The following is a 21,293-nucleotide window of genomic DNA, read 5'->3' on the forward strand; positions in this document are numbered from 1 at the left end:
GAACATATTGTGCGAGGCGGCTAAATCAGTGGATTGACTTTGTTTTTGCCAGTGGCATGATGCGCACGAAATCTGAACTTCCTCACGGCTTTTTAATCCATGACCACCTATACCCGGCCAGTGCTGCTGTTGCTCTGTGGCTTGCTTCTGTTGACCCTGGCGATCGCAGTGTTAAATACGCTCGTCCCGCTGTGGCTTGCCCATGAAAACTTACCGACCTGGCAGGTGGGTATGGTCAGCTCGTCCTTTTTTACCGGCAACCTTCTTGGAACCCTGGTGACCGGGAGCCTGATCAAGCGCTTTGGCTTTAACCGCAGCTATTATCTGGCTTCGCTGATTTTCGCTGCCGGGTGTGCGGGGCTGGGCCTGATGGTCGGCTTCTGGAGCTGGATGGCATGGCGCTTTATCGCCGGTGTAGGCTGCGCGATGATTTGGGTAGTCGTTGAAAGTGCGCTGATGTGCAGCGGCACCTCCCGTAATCGTGGACGCCTGCTGGCAGCCTATATGATGGTTTATTACGTCGGCACCGTACTGGGGCAACTGATGGTCAGCAAGCTGCCAACCGACCTCATGAGCGTTCTGCCGTGGGTAACGGGTATGGTGCTGGCCGCGATCTTGCCTTTGCTCTTCACGCGCATCGTGAACCAGAACAGCGAACACCAGGAAGCAACCCACGTCTGGCCAATGCTCAGACTGCGTCATGCGCGTCTGGGCGTTAACGGCTGCATTATATCGGGGATTGTACTGGGCTCGCTCTATGGTCTGATGCCGCTCTATCTGAATCATCAGGGCGTCAGCGATTCCGGAATTGGCTTCTGGATGGCGGTGATGGTGAGTGCCGGGATCGTCGGGCAGTGGCCGATTGGCCGTCTGGCGGACCGCTTCGGTCGTCTGCTGGTGCTGCGCGTTCAGGTCTTCGTGGTCATCATGGGATGTCTTGCCATGCTCAGCAACGCCGCAATGGCGCCTGCGCTGTTTATTCTCGGGGCCGCCGGCTTTACGCTCTATCCGGTGGCAATGGCCTGGGCCTGTGAGAAAGTTGAGCACCACCAGCTGGTGGCAATGAACCAGGCGCTGTTACTGAGCTATACCATCGGCAGCTTATTAGGGCCGACGTTTACCGCGATGCTGATGCAGAATTACTCCGACAATTTACTGTTTATCATGATTGCCAGCGTGTCGTTTATATATCTCTTAATGCTGCTGCGTAAAGCAGGTGAGCATCCAACGCCTGTGGCACATGCCTGATTAAATTAAAGCCTGTCGATGACAGGCTTTTTTGTCCCTGTCACAACTAAGAGTTTTACTTATTGTTTGTTTATTGCGCCAGGCGATAATTCATGTGAGTCCTACCACTATAAGGCAGCAATCATGTCTATTCGTCGTTTTTCCACTACCGCACTTGCCGTAGTGTTGTCTTTAACGTTTGCAACGGCTCCGGTCATGGCTAATCCTGGAAACGGGAATGGCGGTGGTCACGGAAACGGTGGCGGGCAAGGTAATGGCGGTAATCATGGTAACGGGAATTCTGGTAACTCCGGCAACCATGGAAATAAGCAAAATAGCGGACAGGATAGCCCTGGAAAATCGAATAAGAGCTTCAAAAATAGCAAAGATGTCGGTAATGATGTTGATGCTCGCGTGAGCTTCGATCATGCGCGTCACCTGGCGCTGAATTATGGCTTAACGGGTTATGACTCTCTGCCTCCGGGCATCGCGAAAAACCTGGCGCGCGGTAAGCCGCTTCCTCCGGGCATTGCGAAGAAAACCGTGCCAGCCTCTATGCTGGACCAGCTTCCTTCCTACCCGGGCTATGAATGGCGCGTGGTCGGGGACGACCTGGTCTTAATTGCGCTGAGCACAGCCATTGTGACGTCCGTTATTAACGGTGTATTTAAATAGAATATAAAAAAGGCCCGGTTTTACCGGGCCTTTTCGTTAATACATGACCTTGTGGCCATACTGCTCGAGAATACCTTTCACGCGTTCCATCGTCTCTTTTTTCGGCGGCTTCACGCCATCGAGTTTGTACTCTTCGCCCATGGCCACCCATTTATGTTTACCCAGCTCGTGATAGGGCAGAAGCTCGATTTTCTCGACGTTGCCCATGTCACGGGTGAATTCCCCCAGGCGGTGCGCGGAGTCGTCGTCGTCTGACCAGCCAGGAACAACCACGTAGCGGATCCAGGTTTTGATGCCTTTGTCGGCTATGTATTTGGCAAACTCCAGCGTGCGGTGGTTTGAGACACCAACGAGGTTCTGATGGATCTCATCGTTCATCTGTTTGAGATCGAGCATCACCAGATCGGTCACTTCAAGCAGTTCATCAATCACCGGATCGTATCGACGTACAAAGCCATTGGTATCCAGGCAGGTATGAATGCCTTCTTTGTGGCAGGCGCGGAACCAGTCACGGACAAATTCAGCCTGAAGAATGGCTTCACCGCCGGATGCGGTGACGCCGCCACCGGACGCGTTCATAAAGTGGCGGTAGGTCACCACCTCTTTCATCAAGTCTTCAACGGTCACTTCTTTGCCGCCGTGCGTGTCCCAGGTATCGCGGTTATGGCAGTACAGGCAGCGCATCAGGCAGCCCTGGAAAAAGGTGATAAAGCGGATGCCCGGGCCATCAACGGTGCCACAGGATTCAAAGGAGTGAATACGACCAATAGTTGACATTGCGGTGATATCTCCATCATCGGCCCGTCCCGGGCCTGTGTATGCACAGCTCAAAGCCGGCTGTGTTAAGTCTGTTTTGGCTGTTATCCATTCAGTATAGATAGCGGGCAAAAGAGACTGAGGTGGAGAGGGTGCTAAAAAGGCCCCACTGACGTGGAGCCTTTATTGTACGCTTGTTAACGCGTGATTTCAGTCAATTCCACTTACATGGACTGAGTGAAAGTACGGGTGATAACGTCCTGCTGCTGTTCTTTAGTCAGGGAGTTAAAACGTACTGCGTAGCCAGATACGCGGATGGTCAGCTGAGGATATTTCTCAGGGTGTTCCATCGCGTCGAGCAGCATTTCACGGTTCATTACGTTCACGTTCAGGTGCTGACCACCTTCGATGGACGCTTCGTGGTGGAAGTAACCATCCATCAGACCCGCGAGGTTGGTTTTACGCACTTCGTCGTCTTTACCCAGCGCGTTTGGCACGATAGAGAAGGTGTAAGAGATACCATCTTTCGCGTAGGCAAACGGCAGTTTAGCTACGGAAGTCAGAGAGGCAACAGCACCTTTCTGGTCACGACCGTGCATTGGGTTAGCACCTGGGCCGAATGGCGCGCCAGCACGACGACCGTCTGGGGTGTTACCGGTTTTCTTACCATACACAACGTTAGAGGTGATGGTCAGAACAGACTGAGTCGGGATAGCGTTACGGTAAGTAGTCAGTTTCTGAATTTTCTTCATGAAACGTTCTACCAGGTCAACCGCCATGTCATCAACGCGAGAGTCGTTGTTACCAAACTGCGGATATTCACCTTCGATTTCGAAGTCTACAGCCAGGCCGTCTTCGTCACGAATTGGTTTAACTTTCGCATATTTGATTGCAGACAGGGAGTCAGCAGCAACGGACAGACCAGCAATACCACACGCCATGGTGCGGATAACGTCACGGTCGTGCAGCGCCATCAGAGAGGCTTCGTAGCTGTACTTGTCGTGCATGTAGTGGATAACGTTCAGTGCAGTGACGTACTGTTTAGCCAGCCAGTCCATGAAGTGATCCATGCGGTCCATGACTTCGTCGAAGTTCAGAACGTCGCCTTTGATCGGCTCAGATTTAGGACCAACCTGCATTTTCAGTTTTTCATCAACGCCGCCGTTGATAGCGTACAGCATGGTTTTCGCCAGGTTTGCACGCGCACCGAAGAACTGCATTTGTTTACCAACAACCATTGGGCTTACGCAGCAAGCGATAGCGTAATCGTCGTTGTTGAAGTCCGGACGCATCAGGTCATCGTTCTCGTACTGCAGAGAAGAGGTATCGATGGACACTTTAGCGGCGAATTTCTTGAAGTTCAGAGGCAGTTTTTCAGACCACAGAACGGTGATGTTCGGCTCCGGAGAAGGACCCATGGTGTACAGGGTGTTCAGGAAGCGGAAGCTGTTTTTTGTAACCAGAGTACGGCCGTCAACGCCCATACCGCCGATAGATTCTGTTGCCCAGATTGGGTCACCAGAGAACAGTTCATCATATTCAGGAGTACGCAGGAAGCGAACCATACGCAGTTTCATGACCAGGTGGTCAATCATTTCCTGAGCGTCTTGCTCGGTGATTTTGCCTGCTTTCAGGTCACGTTCGATGTAAGCATCCAGGAAGGTGGATACGCGACCGAAGGACATTGCTGCGCCGTTCTGAGACTTAACTGCGGCCAGGTAGCCGAAGTAGGTCCACTGGATAGCTTCCTGAGCGTTGGTAGCAGGACCAGAGATATCGCAGCCGTATTTAGCAGCCATCTCTTTGATCTGACCCAGCGCGCGGTGCTGTTCAGCGATCTCTTCACGCAGACGGATAGTTGCTTCCAGGTTTACGCCGTTTTCCAGATCGGACTGCAGGGAAACAAACTGCGCGTACTTGTCTTTCATCAGGAAGTCGATACCGTACAGCGCAACGCGACGGTAGTCACCGATGATACGGCCACGGCCATACGCATCTGGCAGACCAGTCAGAACGCCAGATTTACGGCAGTTCAGAATGTCTTTGGTGTAAACATCGAATACGCCCTGGTTGTGGGTTTTGCGGTATTCGGTGAAGATTTTTTTCAGCATTGGGTCCAGCTCGCGGTTATACGCTTTGCAGGAACCTTCAACCATTTTAATACCACCAAACGGGATGATTGCGCGTTTCAGTGGTGCTTCAGTCTGCAGACCAACGATTTTCTCAAGGGCTTTGTTGATATAGCCAGCATCGTGAGAAGTGATGGTGGAAGCAACGGAGGTGTCAAAATCAACTGGCGCGTGAGTGCGGTTTTCCAGTTTAACGCCTTCCATTACGCTGTCCCACAGCTTGGTGGTCGCGTCAGTTGCGCCAGCCAGGAAGGATTCGTCACCTTCATACGGGGTATAGTTTTTCTGAATGAAGTCACGTACGTTTACTTCATTCTGCCAGTCACCTTTCGCAAAACCTTCCCAGGCTGTGGCTAACTTTTCATTAAGCTCGGACATGTAACACCTACCTTCTTAAGTGGATTTTTTATTTACTGCCTGAGAAAACCATCAATGATGATCGTCGCCACGCAGGTAAATGACCCAGTATGTCAACCCAACTAACAGACCCCCACCGATAATGTTCCCGATAGTGACAGGGATCAGGTTATCAGTAATGAAATTCATAATAGTCAGGTGTGAGAAACTTTCCGGGGATGAACCAACTGCGGTCCAGAACTCCGGGCTCGCAAAGTCGCGGATTACAATGCCCATTGGGATCATGAACATATTCGCGATACTGTGCTCAAAGCCGCTGGCAACAAACATCGCAACCGGCAGAACCATAATTAAGGCTTTGTCCATCAGGCTACGACCCGAGTAGCTCATCCATACAGCCAGGCAGACCATCAGGTTAGCGAGGATGCCGAGAGCAACGGCTTCGATAAATGTGTGGTGCATTTTGTGGTCGGCGGTTTGCAGGACGTTAAGGCCCCAGCCACCGTTGGCGGTCATGTACTCGCCAGAAAGCCACATCAACAAAACAAAGAGCAGACAGCCAACCAGGTTACCCACGTAAACATTAAGCCAGTTACGTGCCAGCTGACCCCAGGTAATTCTTCCGCTGGCCTTTGCCACGACAATCAGCACCGTTGAGGTGAAGAGGTCGGCGCCGCAGATGACGCAGAGAATCAGACCCAGTGAGAAACAAATGCCGCCAATCAGTTTGGCCATGCCGAAAGGCATTCCGGCAGTACCGGTGGTGGCGGTGATGTAGAAGACGAAAGCGATAGAGATGAACACACCAGCCGTGATTGCCAGATAGAACGTCTTCATCGGGTGTTTCGTTGCTTTATAGACACCCGCTTCTTCGGCAACTTTGGCCATCGCAGCGGGGAGTAAAAGATCAAAAGGGTTGTCAGCTTTCACACTAACTCTCTCTTTATTAAGTCGGCGACGAGATACTAACAAAGCATTATAGAAGAGAAATTGATATAGATCATATCTCGCCTGGCTTATAGGCCCGCAGTGTGTATGGTTTTACAACAAATGCGGAGTAAGTATTTGATTATCCGTATAAAAATAAATTTTAAAAGTTATGAAAAGAGTTGAATTTTTTCGTTCAGCCACCTCGGAGACAGTTAATTAATATGGAGTATTTACCATAAAAAGTAACAGTAAAGCCCAGGTAAATATTATTATATTTACCCATGTTTAACTTTATTATTACAATCAACAGTCATTGCCGAAGAAAATAAAAAACGGGGCAATGAAATTGCCCCGTAATATAGCCCAGACGATTGAATACGCCTACTGCTGGTAATGTTATGTGCGCTTATTTTGACCAGTAAGCGGCTTTTGCTTTCTGCAGTTTTTCGTAGGCCTTCAGCAGCGACTGGTGCGCCGGGAAGGCTTTCAGATCGCTATCAACAGCCTGCAGGCCATAGAACGGCGCTTCACCGCTCAGGGCCGCGCTGGCTGCTTCTACAGCCTCAGCACCGTACATGCGCACGAAAGCATTCAGGTATTGCAGCGGCTCGCGATCCTCTTCCTGTGCCAGCAGGAGCAGGGTTTGCAGGCAACGGTAATAGTTGGTGCGCTCGGCAGAGAAAACCGACTGGTTGAACTCCATGGTCCACTCGGTCCAGGCCAGGGCCTGATCCAGGTCGCCACCCGCCAGGGCCAGCATCGCTTTCAGCTCACCAATACGCAGGGTGTACCAGCCGTTGTCTTTACCGGTCGCGAGACCCAGGAGTTCGCGTACGCGGGTGAAGTCATCGTGGCCTTCCTCGTCCAGTTGGGCGATCAGGTTCAGATAATCTTCTTTTTCCCACTCGCTGCCAGGCAGAGCCAGCAGCGTTTCGCGCAGATGTGCACCCATGCTGTTATTCGCCAGCCACAGATCTTCTGCAGGGTAGATGTCGGACATGCCGGGAACAATAATGCGGCATGCATAGACGCCCAGGTGCTCGTAGTCGGCGATATAGACGTCCTGGTCTTCGGCTTTGAAAATCGCCATCAGCGTCGCGAACTCTTCTTCCGTTGTCCCTGCAAAGCTCCAGTCCACGAACGGATAGTCTGCGTCCTGTTTGAACATATCCCAGGAGATCAAACCGCTGGAGTCAATGAAGTGGGTTTCGAGGTTCGTATGTTCAGCCACTTCTTCATCGTCAAACGTTGGCGGTGTGAACACGTCGAGATCTTTCAGGCTACGGCCCTGCAGCAGCTCGGTGACGGTGCGTTCCAGCGCCACGCCGAAGTCAGGGTGCGCGCCAAAGGAGGCGAAACAGGTGCCGTTTGTCGGGTTGAACAGCACGACGCAGATAACCGGGTACTTGCCGCCCAGCGAGCCGTCATAGGCAAAGATTGGGAAACCTTCTGCTTCCAGCTTAGCGATGGATTCCACCACGCCCGGGTAGCGCGCCAGCACGTCGGCCGGAATTTCAGGCAGGCTAATGGATTCGGCAATGATGCGGTTTTTAATGTGGCGTTCAAAGACTTCGGAAAGGCCCTGCACGCGCGCTTCATTGCGGGTGTTACCCGCGGACATACCGTTGGACACATACAGGTTGCCGACGATGTTCATCGGGATATAGACGGTCTGCTCGTCAGACTGACGGGTAAACGGCAGGGCGCAGATCCCACGATCCTCATTGCCAGACTGCAGATCGACCAGCATGCTGGCGGTCAGTTCGTTGTCTGGATCGTAGAAGGCACGCAGGCGTGCGTCGAGAATACCTTCCGGCAGTTCGTCGTCTTCGGTCAGCGGGAACCATTTTTCATTTGGATAGTGAACGAACGGGCCGTTAGCGATGGTCTCGCCCAGCCAGAAGTCAGCGAAGAAATAGTTGGTGGACAGACGCTCAAAATACTCACCCAGCGCAGAAGCCAGTGCCGCTTTTTTTGTCGCGCCTTTACCGTTGGTAAAGCACAGGGCACAGTCTTTATCGCGAATATGCACGGACCAGACGTGAGGCACCGGATTGAGCCAGGAGGCTTCTTCGATGTTAAAACCCAGGTCGGTCAGTTTCTGCTGGAAGCGAGCGATGGAATCTTCCAGAGCGGCATCTTTGCCGGGGATAAACGTTTGAGTCATGGCGTTCACTTTTATCGTACGTAAAGCGCGCAATGATACGGGTTTTGCGTGACGGGTGCTATCTTCGGCGAAAATAAATGGCTGGGCTATGCTTAGTGGCAGTAACTGACTGTTAAGGCATAGAAAAATGAAAGCATTTGATCTCCAGCGGATGGCGTTTGATAAAGTTCCTCCTGAATTTCTGGGCGAAGTGGCGCTCCGCAGCCTGTACACCTTCGTACTTGTCTTCCTGTTTCTTAAAATCACCGGCCGTCGCGGCGTACGGCAGATGTCGCTCTTTGAGGTGTTGATCATCCTGACGCTGGGTTCAGCGGCGGGGGATGTCGCCTTCTATGATGATGTGCCGATGGTGCCGGTGTTTATCGTTTTTGTTTCACTGGCGCTTCTTTATCGCCTTGTCATGTGGCTGATGTCGAAAAGCGAAAAGCTGGAAGATCTGCTTGAGGGGAAGCCGGTCGTTATCGTCGAGGACGGGCAGTTGGCCTGGGAAAATGTACAAAGCGCCAATATGACCGAGTTCGAGTTCTTTATGGAGCTACGACTGAATAGCGTTGAACAGCTCGGGCAGGTGCGTCTGGCGATCATGGAGACCAACGGGCAGATCAGCGTCTATTACTATTCTGACGACGAGGTGAAGCCGGGACTGTGTATCCTGCCGGATATGCTGATCGAGCGTTTCAGAACCGTACCTGAGTCAGGCGAGTATGCCTGCGTGAGATGTAGCCACGTGCTCGCGATGCAGCCGGGGGATCGTCAATTATGCCCCCGCTGTGCAAATCCGGAATGGACGAAGGTTAGCCGGGCCAAACGCATCACCTGACAGCCATTTTGTCGGTTTTGTCATGGCGAGGCGGCAGATTGTTTTGTGTGACGCGGGGCACATTTCACGGGTCATAAGCTTTAGACATTGCGGCGCGTGTCACTGAATGATAAAACCGATATCCACAGTTATAACTTATGGCTTTTAGCGTGGTGAGGGGAAATGGCTCAAGTCTTTAATTTCAGTTCAGGTCCGGCAATGTTACCGGCAGACGTGCTTAAACAGGCTCAACAGGAACTCTGTGACTGGAACGGTCTCGGTACGTCGGTGATGGAAATCAGCCACCGTGGTAAAGAGTTTATTCAGGTGGCCGAAGAGGCAGAAAAGGATTTTCGCGATCTGCTGAATATTCCCTCGAACTACAAAGTATTGTTCTGCCACGGCGGTGGACGCGGCCAGTTTGCAGGCGTTCCGCTGAATATCCTTGGTGACAAAACGACGGCAGACTACGTTGACGCGGGATACTGGGCGGCAAGCGCCGTTAAAGAAGCGCATAAATACTGCACGCCGAATGTTATCGACGCCAAAGTGACCGTTGATGGCCTGCGCGCCGTGAAGCCAATGAACGAGTGGCAGCTTTCTAATAACGCAGCGTATCTGCACTACTGCCCGAACGAAACCATTGACGGGATTGCCATCGACGAGACGCCAAACTTCGGCAGCGATGTCGTGGTTGCCGCCGACTTCTCCTCCACCATTCTGTCTGCGCCAATTGATGTCAGCCGCTACGGCGTTATCTATGCGGGCGCGCAGAAAAATATCGGTCCGGCCGGTTTGACTATCGTCGTCGTGCGTGAAGACCTGCTGGGTAAAGCGCATAAATCCTGCCCGTCGATTCTCGATTACACCGTGCTGAACGATAACGATTCTATGTTCAACACCCCACCAACGTTTGCCTGGTACCTTTCCGGCCTGGTCTTCAAATGGCTGAAGCAAAACGGCGGCGTGGCGCAGATGGACAAGGTGAATCAGCAGAAAGCTGAACTGCTGTATGGCGTGATCGACAAAAGCGATTTCTATCGCAACGATGTGGCGAAAGCTAACCGTTCCCGGATGAACGTGCCGTTCCAGCTGGCGGACAGCAGCCTGGATAAAGTGTTCCTGGAAGAGTCCTTCGCGGCAGGCCTGCATTCGCTCAAAGGTCACCGTGTCGTTGGCGGCATGCGTGCCTCCATCTATAACGCGATGCCGCTGGAAGGCGTTAAAGCTCTGACGGATTTCATGATCGACTTCGAACGTCGCCACGGTTAATAGCGCTGTTTTCACCCCCGTAGCCCTGCTGCGGGGTTTTTATTATGTTGAGTTGAGAGTTAAGTTTTCATGGAATCCCTGACGTTACAACCTATCGCGCGGGTAGATGGCACCATTAATCTGCCTGGTTCAAAAAGTGTCTCGAACCGCGCTCTGCTGCTGGCAGCACTGGCAAACGGCACCACCGTCCTTACAAACCTGCTGGACAGCGATGACGTACGCCATATGCTCAATGCGCTGAAAGCGTTGGGTGTTCATTACATTCTCTCCGACGATCGTACCCGCTGCGAAGTGACCGGCAGCGGCGGCGCGCTGCAGACGGATGAAGAGCTTGAGCTGTTTCTGGGCAACGCGGGTACCGCGATGCGTCCGCTGGCGGCGGCCCTGTGTCTTGGGCGCAACAACATTGTGCTGACCGGCGAACCTCGCATGAAAGAGCGTCCGATTGGCCATCTGGTGGATGCCCTGCGTCAGGGCGGCGCGCAGGTTGAGTATCTGGAGCAGGAAAACTATCCGCCACTGCGTCTGCGCGGTGGTTTTAACGGCGGTCATGTCGAGGTTGACGGCAGCGTCTCCAGCCAGTTCCTGACGGCACTGCTGATGACCGCGCCGCTGGCACCGCAGGATACGGTTATTACGATTAAAGGCGAGCTGGTCTCCAAACCTTATATTGATATCACCCTGCACCTGATGAAAACCTTCGGTGTCGAGGTGGAAAACCAGTCTTATCAGCGCTTCGTGGTGCGTGGAGCGCAGCAGTACCAGTCTCCGGGCAGCTATCTGGTTGAAGGCGACGCTTCTTCGGCTTCTTACTTCCTGGCTGCGGGTGCGATCAAAGGCGGTACCGTGAAGGTCACCGGTATTGGTCGCAATAGCGTGCAGGGCGACATACGTTTTGCGGACGTGCTGGAAAAAATGGGCGCGGTTGTGACCTGGGGTGATGACTTCATCGCCTGTACCCATGGCGATCTGAATGCCATCGACATGGACATGAACCATATTCCGGATGCGGCGATGACCATTGCCACTGCGGCGCTGTTTGCAAAAGGCACCACCACGCTGCGTAATATCTACAACTGGCGCGTAAAAGAGACTGACCGTCTGTTCGCGATGGCGACCGAGCTGCGTAAGGTCGGCGCTGAGGTGGAAGAGGGCGAAGACTACATTCGCATCACGCCTCCTGCAAAACTGCAGGTTGCCGAGATCGGAACCTACAACGATCACCGTATGGCGATGTGCTTCTCGCTGGTGGCGTTGTCAGACACGCCTGTGACCATCCTTGACCCGAAATGTACGGCGAAAACTTTCCCGGACTACTTCGAACAGCTGGCACGCATTAGCACGCTGGCCTGATAACATCTTGCCGCATCGCCTGATGCGGCATTTCCTTACGCTTCCTGACGAACACTTCCGTTCATTTCTTCTACACTCTGCTTCAATCAATCCGTAATTTGCACGCAAAGGTAACAGTTGCGCACGTTGACGCGTATAATGCGCGGCGTTCATGTAAACGGTATGCCTTATTTAAGGAGAAAAAGATGACGGCAATTGCCCCGGTAATCACCATTGATGGGCCGAGTGGCGCAGGGAAAGGGACTCTGTGCAAAGCGATGGCGGAAGCATTGCAATGGCATCTTTTAGATTCGGGAGCAATCTATCGCGTGCTGGCTCTGGCTGCGCTACATCATCACGTGGACGTGGCGTCAGAAGAAGCGCTGGTTCCGCTGGCCGCGCATCTTGATGTGCGTTTCGTGTCGACCGATGGCAACCTGGAAGTGATCCTTGAAGGGGAAGACGTGAGCGGGGAAATCCGTACTCAGGAAGTGGCGAATGCGGCCTCTCAGGTAGCGGCCTTCCCGCGCGTTCGTGAGGCGTTGTTACGTCGTCAGCGCGCGTTTCGTGAAGCCCCGGGTTTGATCGCGGACGGACGCGATATGGGAACCGTGGTATTCCCTGATGCACCTGTGAAAATTTTCCTTGACGCCTCTTCGGAAGAACGCGCTCAGCGCCGCATGCTTCAGTTGCAGGAAAAGGGGTTTAGTGTTAACTTTGATCGCCTTTTATCCGAGATAAAAGAGCGCGATGACCGCGATCGTAACCGCGCCGTCGCTCCACTTGTTCCAGCAGAAGATGCATTAGTTCTGGATTCAACCAGTTTAACTATTGAGCAAGTGATTGAAAAAGCGCTACAATATGCGCGCCAAAAACTGGCACTCGCGTAATCGCGACCGATTTAGCAGTACCCCCGCTGCAATGGATTGACGGCGGGTATGTGAAACAACCCCATCCGGCACGGAGCCAGGTGGACGTTAATATTAACCTGAAGATTAAACATGACTGAATCTTTTGCTCAACTGTTTGAAGAATCCTTAAAAGAAATCGAAACCCGCCCGGGTTCCATCGTTCGCGGTGTTGTTGTTGCTATCGACAAAGACGTAGTACTGGTTGACGCCGGTCTGAAATCTGAGTCCGCCATTCCGGCAGAGCAGTTCAAAAACGCCCAGGGCGAGCTGGAAATCCAGGTTGGCGACGAAGTTGACGTTGCTCTGGACGCAGTAGAAGACGGCTTCGGTGAAACCCTGCTTTCTCGTGAGAAAGCGAAACGTCACGAAGCTTGGATCACGCTGGAAAAAGCTTACGAAGAAGCTGAAACTGTGGTCGGTGTTATCAACGGCAAAGTTAAAGGTGGCTTCACTGTTGAGCTGAATGGTATTCGTGCGTTCCTGCCAGGTTCTCTGGTAGACGTTCGTCCAGTCCGTGACACCCTGCACCTGGAAGGCAAAGAGCTTGAGTTCAAAGTAATCAAGCTGGACCAGAAGCGTAACAACGTTGTTGTTTCCCGTCGTGCCGTTATCGAATCTGAAAACAGCGCAGAACGCGATCAGCTGCTGGAAAACCTGCAGGAAGGCATGGAAGTCAAAGGTATCGTTAAGAACCTCACTGACTACGGCGCATTCGTTGACCTGGGCGGCGTTGATGGCCTGCTGCACATCACCGACATGGCGTGGAAACGCGTTAAGCACCCAAGCGAAATCGTGAACGTGGGCGACGAAATCACTGTTAAAGTGCTGAAGTTCGACCGCGAGCGTACTCGTGTATCCCTCGGCCTGAAACAGCTGGGCGAAGATCCATGGGTAGCTATCGCTAAGCGTTACCCAGAAGGTACTAAACTGACTGGTCGCGTAACCAACCTGACTGACTACGGCTGCTTCGTTGAAATCGAAGAAGGCGTTGAAGGTCTGGTGCACGTTTCCGAAATGGACTGGACCAACAAAAACATCCACCCATCCAAAGTTGTTAACGTTGGTGATGTAGTGGAAGTGATGGTTCTGGATATCGACGAAGAACGTCGTCGTATCTCCCTGGGCCTGAAACAGTGCAAAAACAACCCATGGCAGCAGTTCGCGGAAACCCACAACAAAGGCGACCGTGTTGAAGGTAAAATCAAGTCTATCACTGACTTCGGTATCTTCATCGGCCTGGACGGCGGCATCGATGGCCTGGTTCACCTGTCTGACATCTCCTGGAACGTTGCAGGCGAAGAAGCAGTTCGTGAATACAAAAAAGGCGACGAAATCGCTGCAGTTGTTCTGCAGGTTGACGCAGAGCGTGAGCGTATCTCCCTGGGCGTTAAACAGCTCGCAGAAGATCCGTTCAACAACTGGGTTGCACTGAACAAGAAAGGCGCAATCGTAAACGGTAAAGTAACTGCAGTTGACGCTAAAGGCGCAACCGTAGAACTGGCTGACGGCGTTGAGGGTTACCTGCGCGCTTCTGAAGCTTCCCGTGACCGCGTTGAAGATGCCACTCTGGTTCTGAACGTAGGCGACGACGTTGAAGCTAAGTTCACCGGTGTTGACCGTAAGAACCGTGCAATCAGCCTGTCTGTTCGTGCTAAAGACGAAGCTGATGAGAAAGATGCAATCGCAACTGTTAACAAACAGGAAGATGCAAACTTCTCTAACAACGCAATGGCTGAAGCTTTCAAAGCAGCTAAAGGCGAGTAATATCAGGTTCTCAGCATCATTTGCGCTGTAACGCATTTACAGCGTGAAGGATGAGGAGCAAACTTGACAGATTGCAGGATTCGTCCTGTAATCAATAACAAAGGGCGGCTACGGCCGCCCTTGTTTAATGAGCTGTTCAGCTAATTGGTTTGAAAGGAACCGGAGGAATCATGACCAAGTCAGAATTGATTGAAAGACTTGCCAGTCAGCAACCGCATATCCCTGCCAAGGCAGTGGAAGATGCCGTAAAAGAGATGCTGGAGCATATGGCCTCCACTCTTGCCCAGGGCGAGCGCATTGAAATCCGCGGTTTCGGTAGTTTTTCTCTGCACTATCGTGCTCCACGTACCGGGCGTAACCCGAAAACTGGCGATAAAGTCGAGCTGGAAGGTAAGTACGTTCCACACTTTAAGCCGGGTAAAGAACTGCGCGATCGCGCCAATATTTACGGTAACTGAGTTTAGCCAGCCGGTTAAACTGGGTTCGAAAGAAAGCACCTGCGGGTGCTTTTTTTGTGTCTGTCGCTTTTATTCTGAAGATGTCCCGCATTTTCAGTTTCGTTTTCTGTAAGCCGATAAAAACAACACAGCGCGCGCTGTAAAACGCATTCTTCTCATCTGACATTTCGCACTGCTTGCATACATACTGCCGCTCTGAAACAGGGAGGTAGCAATGGGAATTCCCACGCTTAGTATCTGCGCCATTCTGGCGATAGCCCCGTTACTCTGGTTACCTGAACTGCCATCACCTTACACCATGTGGGTCATGGTGGCTGGTGGGATAGTGCTTGCTGCATGGCAAAACCATCGAGTGAAGTATGCTGGTATTACGCTGTTATTTTGTGCGTGGGGCATTCTGGCCGCGCAGGAGAGCGTCTGGCCGATGCAGCATTTAACCACGGGGGCTGTGCAGGCTGAGGTAGAACTCACATCGACCGACGGCGCTACTCTGCATCAGGGAAACATTCGCAGCATTGATGGCAAGCGCTGGTGGGCTTCAACCGGCGTAACGCTGTATGGCAACTATCTGCCACAGAAAGCGTGTGCCGGTCAGCGCTGGACCATGAGGCTCAGGCTCAGGCCTGCCCATGGCGAACTGAACGACGGCGGTTATGATTCTCAGCGCAGCGCCTTTGCCCAACATCAAACGCTGAGTGGGCGCTTCACCCGTGCTGAACTCGTCGATGGGCGCTGCAGCCTGCGAGCGCAATACCTGATGTCACTGCAAAACCGACTTTCTGCTTACCGCTGGGGTGCGGTTATCCTCGGACTGGGGATGGGGGAACGTCTGGATGTTCCCCGGGAAATAAAAGACCTGATGCGTGAAACCGGGACGCTGCATTTGATGGCGATTTCGGGCCTGCATATCGCGCTGGCAGCCTCTCTCGTCTGGTTACTTGCACGTGGACTCCAGTTTTTATTACCCAGCCATCGGGTCCACTGGCAAATGCCTCTCCTGGCTGGGTTATGCTTTGCCGCCTTCTATGCCTGGCTTACCGGTCTGCAACCTCCTGCGCTACGAACGGTCATCGCGCTTTCTGTGCTTGCAATGTTGCGGATCGCTGCCCGCCAATGGTCTCCCTGGCAGGTATGGGGATGCTGTATCGCAGCGATCCTGATAAGCGATCCCTTAGCCGTACTTTCGCAGAGTCTTGCCCTGTCCGCATTTGCCGTCGCCGCGCTGATTTTCTGGTTTCAGTGGCTGCCTCTTTCAGACTGGCAACGGGCTCGACGTATACGGCCGCTGCTGAACCTGCTCTCTCTGCAGGTCGGTATGCTGATGCTGCTGATGCCATTACAGGTTCTGATTTTCCATGGCTTCAGCTTCACCTCACTGGTCGCGAATCTCTTTGCCGTTCCTCTAGTGACGTTTGTCTCCGTACCGCTGATCCTGCTCGGCATGCTGCTTCATCTGCTGCCGCTGGAAGCACTGGAAAGCGTTGTCTGGTTTGCAGCCGATAAGTCACTTGCGGGGCTATTCTGGCTCCTCATGCGCCTGCCTGATGGCTGGCAGAGTGTAGATCAACGCTGGCAGTACATGACACTACTGCCCTGGCTTATCATCATTGGCTGGCGTTTTCGTGCCTGGAAAACCCTTCCCGCCGTTTGTTTTGCAGGAAGTGTTTTACTGACATTTCCTCTCTGGAGAACGGAAAAAAGCGAGAGCTGGACGGTACATATGCTGGATGTGGGGCAGGGGCTGGCAATAGTCATTGAACGGCAGGGGAAAGCCATTCTCTATGATACCGGGCTCGCCTGGCCGGGCGGGGACAGCGGACAGCGGTTAATTATCCCGTGGCTTCGCTGGCATCACCTGCGGCCTGAAGGCGTTATTCTCAGTCATGAGCACCTCGACCATGCGGGAGGCCTCGCATCGTTGCAAAAAGCGTGGCCTGACCTGTGGGTAAGAAGCCCATTGCGCCAGGCGGGGCATCACCCCTGTTTTCGCGGGGAGAGATGGAGATGGCAGGGACTCTCCTTCACCGTACACTGGCCCCCTGAAAATTACCCGGCTCAGGGAAACAACCATTCCTGCGTGGTAAAAATCGACGACGGTGAGCAGAGTGTTCTGCTAACAGGAGATATTGAAGCGCAGGCGGAACAGGCTATGCTTAGCCATTACTGGCGTTATCTGACCTCTACCCTCATACAGGTGCCCCATCATGGCAGCATTACTTCTTCTTCCTTGCCGCTGGTACAGCGCGTGGAAGGTAAAATCGCCCTGGATTCAGCGGCCCGCTATAACGCATGGCGATTCCCGTCAGCAAAAGTTGTCCGACGCTATCGAAAAGAGGGGTATATCTGGCACGATACCCCTCATTCTGGACAAATATCGGTGACATTCTCGCAACATCACTGGCAAATCCGGCGCTTGCGAGAGCAATTTTTACCCGTTTGGTATCATCAGTGGTTTGGCGCGCCCGTCGATAACGGGTAGAATATGCGGCTATTTCAACGAATGCTGGTTTTTTGAATGCATAACGACAAAGATCTCTCCACGTGGCAAACCTTCCGCCGTCTCTGGCCGATGATTGCGCCCTTTAAAACAGGCCTGATCGTGGCGGGAGTAGCGTTAATCCTCAACGCAGCCAGCGATACTTTTATGCTATCGCTTCTCAAACCGTTACTGGACGACGGTTTTGGTAAAACGGATCGCTCAGTGCTGCTATGGATGCCTCTGGTGGTTATCGGACTGATGATCTTACGCGGTATCACCAGCTACATCTCCAGCTACTGCATTTCCTGGGTATCCGGGAAAGTGGTGATGACCATGCGCCGTCGCCTGTTCAGCCACATGATGGGCATGCCGGTCTCGTTCTTTGACAAGCAGTCTACCGGGACGCTGCTGTCGCGTATTACCTACGACTCCGAGCAGGTTGCCTCCTCGTCCTCAAGCGCACTGATCACCGTTGTGCGTGAGGGCGCGTCAATCATCGGCCTGTTCGTGATGATGTTCTATTACAGCTGGCAGCTGTCGCTCATCCTTATCGTTCTGGCGCCGGTAGTTTCTATTGCCATCCGCGTCGTCTCAAAGCGCTTCCGCAATATTAGTAAGAATATGCAGAACACGATGGGGCAGGTGACCACTAGCGCGGAACAGATGCTGAAAGGGCATAAGGAAGTGTTGATATTCGGCGGTCAGGAAGTCGAAACAAAACGCTTTGATAAAGTCAGCAACAAAATGCGTCTTCAGGGGATGAAAATGGTCTCAGCCTCTTCCATCTCTGACCCGATTATTCAGCTGATTGCGTCACTGGCGCTGGCATTCGTCCTGTATGCGGCAAGCTTCCCAAGCGTCATGGAGACGCTGACGGCGGGTACCATCACCGTGGTCTTCTCCTCAATGATCGCCCTGATGCGTCCGCTGAAATCCCTTACAAACGTCAACGCCCAGTTCCAGCGTGGGATGGCGGCCTGTCAGACCCTGTTCAGCATTCTGGATTCCGAGCAGGAAAAAGATGAAGGTAAGCGCGTCATTGAGCGTGCAAACGGCGACGTTGAGTTTCGCAATGTGACCTTTACCTACCCTGGCCGCGAAACACCGGCCCTGCGTAATATCAACCTGTCCATTCCGGCGGGTAAAACCGTGGCGCTGGTAGGCCGTTCCGGCTCGGGTAAATCGACCATTGCCAGTCTGATCACCCGTTTTTACGATATTAACGAAGGTGAGATCCTGTTAGACGGGCATGACCTGCGGGAGTATACCCTTCAGTCGCTGCGTAACCAGGTTGCTCTGGTTTCTCAGAACGTGCATCTGTTTAACGATACGGTCGCCAACAACATCGCTTACGCGCGCACTGATGAGTACAGCCGCGAGCAGATTGAGAACGCCGCGCGTATGGCCTACGCAATGGACTTTATCAATAAGATGGATAACGGCCTGGATACCATCATCGGCGAGAACGGTGTACTGCTCTCCGGTGGTCAGCGTCAGCGTATTGCCATTGCGCGTGCTCTACTGCGCGATAGCCCGATTCTGATTCTGGACGAAGCGACCTCTGCGCTGGATACGGAATCTGAACGTGCTATTCAGTCTGCGCTGGATGAGCTGCAAAAAAACCGTACCTCGCTGGTGATTGCACACCGTCTGTCGACTATCGAGCAGGCTGACGAAATCGTCGTGGTTGAGGATGGCATCATTGTTGAACGCGGGAGCCATGCTGACCTGCTGGAGCACCGCGGCGTTTACGCCCAGCTTCATAAGATGCAGTTTGGCGAATGATTGCACGCATCTGGTCCGGTGAGAACCCGCTGTGGCTGCTGCTTTTGCCGCTCTCCTGGCTATACGGCCTGGTGAGCGGCATTATCCGTCTGCTTTACCGTCTGGGGCTGAAGCGTGCCTGGCGCGCGCCGGTGCCGGTTGTGGTTGTCGGTAATCTTACGGCAGGCGGCAACGGTAAAACGCCGGTGGTGATCTGGCTGGTGGAGCAATTGCAAAAACGCGGCATCCGCCCAGGGGTGGTATCGCGCGGATATGGTGGCAAAGCGGCGCGTTATCCGCTGCTGCTGACGGGGGAAACCACGACAGCCGAAGCGGGTGATGAACCGGTATTGATTTTCCAGCGTACCGGCGCGCCGGTTGCGGTCTCTCCGGTGCGCAGCGACGCCGTTCAGGCGCTGCTTGCCGAACAGGCGGTACAAATCATCATCACTGACGATGGCTTGCAGCACTATGCCCTGGCGCGTGATAAAGAGATCGTGGTCATCGACGGTGTTCGCCGTTTCGGTAACGGCTGGTGGCTGCCTGCCGGCCCTATGCGTGAACGGGCTTCGCGACTGAAGTCCGTTGATGCGGTGATTGTGAACGGTGGAGAGGCAAAATCGGGCGAAATCGCGATGCACCTGCAGCCGGGTCTGGCGGTCAACCTGGCGACGGGTGAACGCCGGTCGGTTGCTGAGCTACCTTCACCGGTGGCGATGGCGGGAATTGGTCATCCCCCGCGCTTCTTCGCGACGCTGGAGCAGTGTGGTGCCCGGCTTGAAAAACGCGTTCCGCTGGCCGACCACCAGGCGCTGGTGGAAGGGCAGGTTGACGCCCTGACTGTGCCCGGACAGTCGCTGATCATGACCGAAAAAGATGCGGTAAAATGCCGTGCCTTTGCGAAAGATAACTGGTGGTATCTGCCGGTTGACGCTGAACTCAGCGGCGAGCAGCCGGAACACTTGCTCCAGGAACTGATTGCGTTGGTGCAGTAAAGGCTTACGCGGTTCCGGTGGCGCTTAGACTGACAGGAAATCGCATGTCCTTACCGCAACTCTCGCTTTCAGCCGCACGTCATTTACACCTTGCCGCGCAGGGGCTGCTCAAAAAGCCCCGCCGCCGCGCACAGCCTGCCGATATTCTCTCTACCGTCCAGCGCATGTCGCTGCTTCAAATCGACACCATTAACATTGTGGCCCGTAGCCCTTACCTGGTCCTGTTTAGCCGACTGGGGAATTATCCTTCGCAGTGGCTGGATGAAGCGCTAAGCAAGGGGGAGTTAATGGAGTACTGGGCGCACGAAGCCTGTTTTCTGCCCCGCAGCGATTTTGCCCTGGTTCGTCACCGCATGCTCGCGCCGGAAAAGATGGGCTGGAAATACCGACAGGCGTGGATGCAGGAACATGCGGCTGAAATAGAGCAGCTCATCGCGCATATTCAGAAAAACGGTCCCGTCCGCTCCGCCGATTTTGAACACCCGCGCAAGGGCACCAGCGGCTGGTGGGAGTGGAAGCCGCACAAACGTCATCTCGAAGGGCTGTTCACATCTGGCAAAGTGATGGTGATTGAGCGGCGTAATTTTCAGCGCGTCTACGACCTGACGCATCGCGTGATGCCACACTGGGACGACGAGCGTGACCTGCTTACCCAGGAGACTGCCGAGGCCATCATGCTGGAGAACAGCGCCCGCAGCCTGGGGATTTTCCGCCCCCAATGGCTGGCAGACTATTACCGCCTTCGCCAGCCCGCGCTGAAACCGCTGCTGGACATCTGGCAACGCGAACAGCGCATCATCCCCGTCACGGTGGAAACGCTGGGCGAAATGTGGCTGCATACGGATCTCCTCCCGCTACTGCCTCTGGCCCAGGAGGGGAAACTTCAGGCAACCCACAGTGCGGTGCTGTCGCCTTTCGACCCGGTCGTCTGGGACAGAAAACGCGCCGAGCAGCTGTTCGATTTTAGCTACCGGCTGGAATGTTATACCCCGGCTCCAAAGCGCCAGTACGGCTATTTTGTTTTACCGCTGCTGCACAAGGGGCAACTGGTCGGGCGTATGGATGCCAAAATGCACCGCAAGACCGGAACGCTTGAAATCATTGCGCTTTATCTGGAAGAGGGCGTCAGGGTGACGGCGAGCCTGGAAAAAGGGTTAATGTCCGCCATTAGCGAATTCGCGCGCTGGCAGGGTGCCCGCGACGTGACGCTGGGCCGGGTACCCGATGGATTGTTTACATCCTGTCGAAGTGGCTGGGAAACAGGCACGCCCTGAAAAG

16 protein-coding genes are annotated in these 21,293 nt (G+C 53.6%); 12 read left to right on the forward strand and 4 right to left on the reverse strand.

Features of this window, described 5'->3' with window-relative positions; all coding sequences use genetic code 11:
• Nucleotides 1–99 precede the first annotated feature (99 nt).
• Both LRM19_RS03265 and LRM19_RS03270 read left to right on the forward strand, forming a co-directional pair.
• On the forward strand, nucleotides 100–1,248 hold the full coding sequence (locus LRM19_RS03265; RefSeq protein WP_111963924.1) for an MFS transporter: 1,149 nt from the start codon (nucleotides 100–102) through the stop codon (nucleotides 1,246–1,248).
• Nucleotides 1,249–1,371: 123 nt separating this feature from the next.
• Nucleotides 1,372–1,902 (forward strand): anti-virulence regulator CigR family protein, encoded by a 531-nt coding sequence (locus tag LRM19_RS03270; RefSeq protein WP_127730261.1) that lies wholly within the window; start codon nucleotides 1,372–1,374, stop codon nucleotides 1,900–1,902.
• A 36-nt stretch (nucleotides 1,903–1,938) separates the two neighbouring features.
• Here LRM19_RS03270 and pflA read toward each other — a convergent pair whose 3' ends face one another.
• The 4 genes from pflA to ycaO all read right to left on the reverse strand — a co-directional run bounded on the left by pflA (nucleotide 1,939) and on the right by ycaO (nucleotide 8,241).
• Nucleotides 1,939–2,679 carry a pyruvate formate lyase 1-activating protein gene (gene pflA, locus LRM19_RS03275; protein WP_045630022.1) on the reverse strand — a complete coding sequence of 247 codons (741 nt, stop codon included), beginning with the start codon at nucleotides 2,677–2,679 and terminating at the stop codon, nucleotides 1,939–1,941.
• 203 nt (nucleotides 2,680–2,882) lie between these two features.
• Nucleotides 2,883–5,165, reverse strand: coding sequence for a formate C-acetyltransferase (gene pflB / locus LRM19_RS03280; RefSeq protein ID WP_127730263.1), 2,283 nt, complete (start codon nucleotides 5,163–5,165; stop codon nucleotides 2,883–2,885).
• 51 nt (nucleotides 5,166–5,216) lie between these two features.
• A complete protein-coding gene (focA, locus tag LRM19_RS03285) occupies nucleotides 5,217–6,074 on the reverse strand; it encodes a formate transporter FocA (protein WP_008499974.1) in 858 nt (285 codons plus the stop codon).
• Between the two features lie 406 nt (nucleotides 6,075–6,480).
• Entirely contained in the window at nucleotides 6,481–8,241 is a 1,761-nt protein-coding gene (ycaO, locus tag LRM19_RS03290) for a 30S ribosomal protein S12 methylthiotransferase accessory factor YcaO (RefSeq protein WP_271367465.1), read from the reverse strand.
• Nucleotides 8,242–8,368: 127 nt separating this feature from the next.
• On the opposite strand from ycaO, the gene LRM19_RS03295 reads away from it, so the two are divergent.
• From LRM19_RS03295 to LRM19_RS03340, 10 genes are all read left to right on the forward strand, one after another.
• A complete protein-coding gene (locus LRM19_RS03295) occupies nucleotides 8,369–9,061 on the forward strand; it encodes a DUF421 domain-containing protein (RefSeq protein ID WP_111964569.1) in 693 nt (230 codons plus the stop codon).
• A 162-nt stretch (nucleotides 9,062–9,223) separates the two neighbouring features.
• A complete protein-coding gene (gene serC, locus LRM19_RS03300; protein ID WP_271367466.1) occupies nucleotides 9,224–10,312 on the forward strand; it encodes a 3-phosphoserine/phosphohydroxythreonine transaminase in 1,089 nt (362 codons plus the stop codon).
• Between the two features lie 69 nt (nucleotides 10,313–10,381).
• Complete coding sequence (gene aroA, locus LRM19_RS03305; RefSeq protein ID WP_127730265.1) at nucleotides 10,382–11,665, forward strand: 3-phosphoshikimate 1-carboxyvinyltransferase; 1,284 nt, start codon at nucleotides 10,382–10,384, stop codon at nucleotides 11,663–11,665.
• A 185-nt stretch (nucleotides 11,666–11,850) separates the two neighbouring features.
• Nucleotides 11,851–12,534 (forward strand): (d)CMP kinase, encoded by a 684-nt coding sequence (cmk, locus tag LRM19_RS03310; protein ID WP_024907794.1) that lies wholly within the window; start codon nucleotides 11,851–11,853, stop codon nucleotides 12,532–12,534.
• Between the two features lie 111 nt (nucleotides 12,535–12,645).
• On the forward strand, nucleotides 12,646–14,319 hold the full coding sequence (gene rpsA / locus LRM19_RS03315) for a 30S ribosomal protein S1 (RefSeq protein WP_008499966.1): 1,674 nt from the start codon (nucleotides 12,646–12,648) through the stop codon (nucleotides 14,317–14,319).
• 170 nt (nucleotides 14,320–14,489) lie between these two features.
• Nucleotides 14,490–14,777 carry an integration host factor subunit beta gene (gene ihfB, locus LRM19_RS03320; protein ID WP_008499965.1) on the forward strand — a complete coding sequence of 96 codons (288 nt, stop codon included), beginning with the start codon at nucleotides 14,490–14,492 and terminating at the stop codon, nucleotides 14,775–14,777.
• A 214-nt stretch (nucleotides 14,778–14,991) separates the two neighbouring features.
• Nucleotides 14,992–17,256: a ComEC family protein gene (locus tag LRM19_RS03325; RefSeq protein ID WP_271367475.1), complete on the forward strand. Its 2,265-nt coding sequence runs from the start codon at nucleotides 14,992–14,994 to the stop codon at nucleotides 17,254–17,256.
• Nucleotides 17,257–17,292: 36 nt separating this feature from the next.
• Nucleotides 17,293–19,041, forward strand: a complete 1,749-nt coding sequence (msbA, locus tag LRM19_RS03330; protein WP_111964565.1) for a lipid A ABC transporter ATP-binding protein/permease MsbA — start codon at nucleotides 17,293–17,295, stop codon at nucleotides 19,039–19,041.
• Nucleotides 19,038–20,015 carry a tetraacyldisaccharide 4'-kinase gene (gene lpxK, locus LRM19_RS03335; protein ID WP_271367479.1) on the forward strand — a complete coding sequence of 326 codons (978 nt, stop codon included), beginning with the start codon at nucleotides 19,038–19,040 and terminating at the stop codon, nucleotides 20,013–20,015. Before msbA ends, lpxK begins: the two co-directional genes overlap by 4 nt.
• A 44-nt stretch (nucleotides 20,016–20,059) precedes the next feature.
• Nucleotides 20,060–21,289, forward strand: a complete 1,230-nt coding sequence (locus LRM19_RS03340; RefSeq protein WP_271367482.1) for a winged helix-turn-helix domain-containing protein — start codon at nucleotides 20,060–20,062, stop codon at nucleotides 21,287–21,289.
• Nucleotides 21,290–21,293: the final 4 nt, after the last annotated feature.

This window comes from Enterobacter sp. PI-10, assembly GCF_027947695.1.
GTDB classification, from domain to species: domain Bacteria; phylum Pseudomonadota; class Gammaproteobacteria; order Enterobacterales; family Enterobacteriaceae; genus Enterobacter; species Enterobacter vonholyi.

What these genes read in the sequence shown, in the direction of transcription:
- aroA (WP_127730265.1), top strand. Translation starts at nt 10,382, where the DNA reads ATGGAATCCCTGACGTTACAACCTATCGCGCGGGTAGATGGCACCATT.
- ihfB (WP_008499965.1), top strand. Translation starts at nt 14,490, where the DNA reads ATGACCAAGTCAGAATTGATTGAAAGACTTGCCAGTCAGCAACCGCAT.
- LRM19_RS03270 (WP_127730261.1), top strand. Translation starts at nt 1,372, where the DNA reads ATGTCTATTCGTCGTTTTTCCACTACCGCACTTGCCGTAGTGTTGTCT.
- cmk (WP_024907794.1), top strand. Translation starts at nt 11,851, where the DNA reads ATGACGGCAATTGCCCCGGTAATCACCATTGATGGGCCGAGTGGCGCA.
- ycaO (WP_271367465.1), bottom strand. Translation starts at nt 8,241, where the DNA reads ATGACTCAAACGTTTATCCCCGGCAAAGATGCCGCTCTGGAAGATTCC.
- pflA (WP_045630022.1), bottom strand. Translation starts at nt 2,679, where the DNA reads ATGTCAACTATTGGTCGTATTCACTCCTTTGAATCCTGTGGCACCGTT.
- rpsA (WP_008499966.1), top strand. Translation starts at nt 12,646, where the DNA reads ATGACTGAATCTTTTGCTCAACTGTTTGAAGAATCCTTAAAAGAAATC.
- lpxK (WP_271367479.1), top strand. Translation starts at nt 19,038, where the DNA reads ATGATTGCACGCATCTGGTCCGGTGAGAACCCGCTGTGGCTGCTGCTT.
- LRM19_RS03265 (WP_111963924.1), top strand. Translation starts at nt 100, where the DNA reads ATGACCACCTATACCCGGCCAGTGCTGCTGTTGCTCTGTGGCTTGCTT.
- msbA (WP_111964565.1), top strand. Translation starts at nt 17,293, where the DNA reads ATGCATAACGACAAAGATCTCTCCACGTGGCAAACCTTCCGCCGTCTC.
- pflB (WP_127730263.1), bottom strand. Translation starts at nt 5,165, where the DNA reads ATGTCCGAGCTTAATGAAAAGTTAGCCACAGCCTGGGAAGGTTTTGCG.
- serC (WP_271367466.1), top strand. Translation starts at nt 9,224, where the DNA reads ATGGCTCAAGTCTTTAATTTCAGTTCAGGTCCGGCAATGTTACCGGCA.
- LRM19_RS03325 (WP_271367475.1), top strand. Translation starts at nt 14,992, where the DNA reads ATGGGAATTCCCACGCTTAGTATCTGCGCCATTCTGGCGATAGCCCCG.
- LRM19_RS03295 (WP_111964569.1), top strand. Translation starts at nt 8,369, where the DNA reads ATGAAAGCATTTGATCTCCAGCGGATGGCGTTTGATAAAGTTCCTCCT.
- LRM19_RS03340 (WP_271367482.1), top strand. Translation starts at nt 20,060, where the DNA reads ATGTCCTTACCGCAACTCTCGCTTTCAGCCGCACGTCATTTACACCTT.